2 protein-coding genes are annotated in these 3355 nt (G+C 68.8%); both read right to left on the bottom strand.

Going from position 1 to position 3355, the window contains the following annotated elements; genetic code table 11:
* On the bottom strand, positions 1-1601 hold a 1601-nt coding region (locus x551_RS19985), incomplete at its 3' end, for a methyl-accepting chemotaxis protein (RefSeq protein WP_036250551.1).
* A 50-nt stretch (positions 1602-1651) separates the two neighbouring features.
* Positions 1652-3355 (bottom strand): chemotaxis protein CheW (locus x551_RS19980; RefSeq protein ID WP_036250548.1); only part of this gene is annotated, 1704 nt, incomplete at its 5' end.

Raw genomic sequence — 3355 nt, 5'->3', positions numbered from 1 at the left:
GCGCTGGGCGCGGGCAGGCTCGGCGTGGCAGCGGCCGGCCGCGACACCGCGCCATGCGCATCGACGCGGAACACCGAGACCGAAGCGGCCAGACGGATCGCCTGATCCTTCAGGCTCTCGGCGGCGGCGGCGCTCTCCTCCACCAGCGCGGCGTTCTGCTGCGTCATCTGGTCGAGGTTGGTCACCGCGGTGTTGACCTGACCGATGCCGTCCGACTGCTCGGCGGCGGCGGCCGTGATCTCACCGATGATGTCGGACACACGCTGCACCGAACCCACGATCTCGCTCATCGTGCGGCCGGCATCGGCCACCAGCTTGCTGCCCGACTCGACCCGCTCGACGCTCGCACCGATCAGGTCCTTGATCTCCTTGGCGGCCTGGGCGCTGCGCTGCGCCAGGTTGCGCACTTCGCCGGCCACCACCGCGAAGCCGCGGCCCTGCTCACCGGCACGGGCGGCCTCGACCGCCGCGTTCAGTGCGAGGATGTTGGTCTGGAAGGCGATGCCGTCGATCACGCCGATGATGTCGGCGATCTTCTTGCTGCTCGCGTTGATGTCGTCCATCGTCGACACGACCTGCGACACCACCTGGCCGCCCTTGGCCGCCGTGGCCTGGGCCGACGACGCGAGCTGGTTGGCGGTGCGGGCGGACTCGGCGGTCTGCTTGACCGTGCCGGTGAGCTGCTCCATCGAGCTCGCGGTTTCCTGAAGGTTGCTCGCGGTCTGTTCGGTGCGGGCGCTGAGGTCCTGGTTGCCGGTCGCGATCTCGCTGCTGGCGGTGGTGATGCTGTCGGTGCTCAGGCGCACCGCGCTCACCATGTCGCGCAGCGAGGTCTGCATCCTGCCCAGGCTGCGCTGCAGGTCGGCCACCTCGTCGCGGCCCGTGGCGTCGATGGGTTGCGACAGGTCGCCGGCGGCGATCGCCTGCGTGCTGGCCGCAGCGCGGCGCAGCGGCGCCGTCACGGACCGGGTCAGGACCCAGGCGCTCAGGCTGCCGAGGACGATGGACACACCGGCCAGCACCAGCAGCATCAGCTTGCTGCGCTGCACGTCGGCCTTCACCGCAGCGGCGCTCTGCACGGCCAGCTCGCGCTCGAAGTTACTGAAGTCCTCGATGGCCGCCAGGTAGACCTTGGAGGCCGGCAGCAGGCTCTTCTCCAGGAGCAGCTCGACCGCCGCGACGTCGCCGGCCTTCAGCAGGGCCAGCGCCGCTTCGCGTTGGTCGATGTAGACCTTGCGCTTCCCTGAGATGTCGGCAAACAGTGCCTTGCTGCGCTCATGGCTCAGCTCGGCCTCCAGTTCCTTCTGCACGCGCGTGATCTGCTCGCTGGTGTCCTTCATCTGCGGCGTGAGGAACGCGCTCATCTGCGGCAGGCCACCCGACTTCACGATCGCGATGGTGCGGCTGACGTTGAGCGTGGTCAGGTTCTTCCATTCGTCGGCCCGCGCCACGCGATGCTCCACGTCGAGCGCGCTGTCGAAGCCCCGTTCGGTCATCACGAGTCGCGAGAACGAGAGCATGACGATCAGCACCAGCAACAACAGCACGGTGCCGAAGCCTGCCCCGAGTCGGGCGCCGATCTTCAGTTGGTCGAGTTTCATCTTGGAGTCTTTCCGGGAGAGCGGGAATCGGTTCGGGCGGAGACGGCCCCTCAGTGGCGCGAGCGCCGCACCAGCGATCCCACGTCGAGGATGAGGGCGACGCGGCCGTCACCCATGATGGTGGCGCCGGAGATGTCGTCGACCTTGCGGTAGTTGGCCTCGAGGTTCTTCACCACCACCTGCTGCTGGCCGATCAGCTCGTCCACCAGCAGCGCGATGCGGCCGCCCTCGGCCTCGATCACGACCATGATCTCGCTGGCATGCTCGTCGTTCGAGCGCGGCACGTGGAACAGCTGCTCGAGCTCGAGCACCGGCATGTATTCCTCGCGCACCTCGACCACGCGGCCGCTGCCGCCGACGGTCTTGATGACGTTCTCGCCGACCTGGAAGCTCTCGACCACGCTGGACAGCGGCAGGATGTAGACCTCGTCGCCGACACCCACGCTCATGCCGTCCATGATGGCCAGCGTGAGCGGCAGGCGCACCGCGACGCGCATGCCGTAGCCTTCGGCCGAGTCGATCTCGACGGTACCGCCGAGCGAGGCGATGTTCTTCTTGACCACGTCCATGCCGACACCGCGGCCGGACACATCGGTCACCACCTCGGCGGTGGAGAAGCCGGGCTCGAAGATCAGCGCCCAGACCTCGCCGTCGCTCAGCGAGTCGGGGGCATGCAGACCGCGTTCGCGCGCCTTCTTCAGCAGCTTCTCGCGCGACAGGCCCTTGCCGTCGTCGCGCACCTCGATGACGATGCTGCCGCCCTGGTGGGACGCCGCCAGCGTGATCGTGCCGACCTCGGGCTTGCCCTTGGCGCGGCGTTCCTCCGGCATCTCGATGCCGTGGTCGCAGGAGTTGCGCACCAGGTGGGTCAGCGGGTCGGTGATCTTCTCGACCAGGCTCTTGTCCAGCTCGGTCGCTTCGCCCTGCGTCACCAGCTCGACCTGCTTGCCGAGCTTGCTGGCCAGGTCGCGCAGCATGCGCGGGAAGCGGCTGAACACCGTCTGCATCGGGATCATGCGGATCGACATCACCGCTTCCTGCAGGTCGCGGGTGTTGCGGTCCAGCGCCGTCAGGCCCGAGACCATGCTCTGGTAGAGCACAGGATCGAGGTGGGTGCTGTTCTGCGCCAGCATGGCCTGGGTGATGACGAGCTCGCCCATCAGGTTGATCAGCTGGTCGACCTTCTCGACCGACACGCGGATCGACGATGCCTCCAGCGTGGCGGCCGGGGCCTTGCCCTCGGCCTTGCCGGCCGCCTTCGGAGCGCCTGCAGCCACCGCCGGTGCTGCGGCCTCGGTGGGCGGCTGGGTGGAGGCGCCAGGCGCACCGGGCGCGTTGTCGAAGAAGCCGAAGCCCGGGTCTTCCTCGGTCATCGGCGATCCGGGTGCGTTGGGATAGAAGCCGTAGCCCGGCGCGACGCGCTCGCCGCTCCAGGGGCGCAGTTGCACCTCCTCGCGCGCCACGTGGAAGCCGAACAGGTCGAGCAGGTCGGCGTCGCTGCTGGGCGTGGTGACGCGGAAGCGCCGCAAGCCGTCCTGAGGCATGCCACCGTCGATCGGATCGATGGTGCCGAGGCCCTCGATCTCCTTGAAGAGCTCGACGATGCTGTCGGCCAGTTCGGGCTTTTGCAGCGGCCCGAGCGTCAGCTCGAGGATGCGGTCGCCGTTCATCGTGACCGGCACGTCGTCCGCCGCCTCGGCGGAGGCCGGCGCCGGCGCCGGCGCCGGTGCCGGTGCCGGTGCCGCCACGACGGC

The sequence above is a fragment of the Methylibium sp. T29 genome (assembly GCF_000576205.1).
Taxonomy (GTDB): Bacteria; Pseudomonadota; Gammaproteobacteria; order Burkholderiales; family Burkholderiaceae_C; genus Methylibium; species Methylibium petroleiphilum.
The sequence above is the reverse complement of the archived record's forward strand: the minus strand, read 5'-3'. Positions and strand labels throughout refer to the sequence as shown.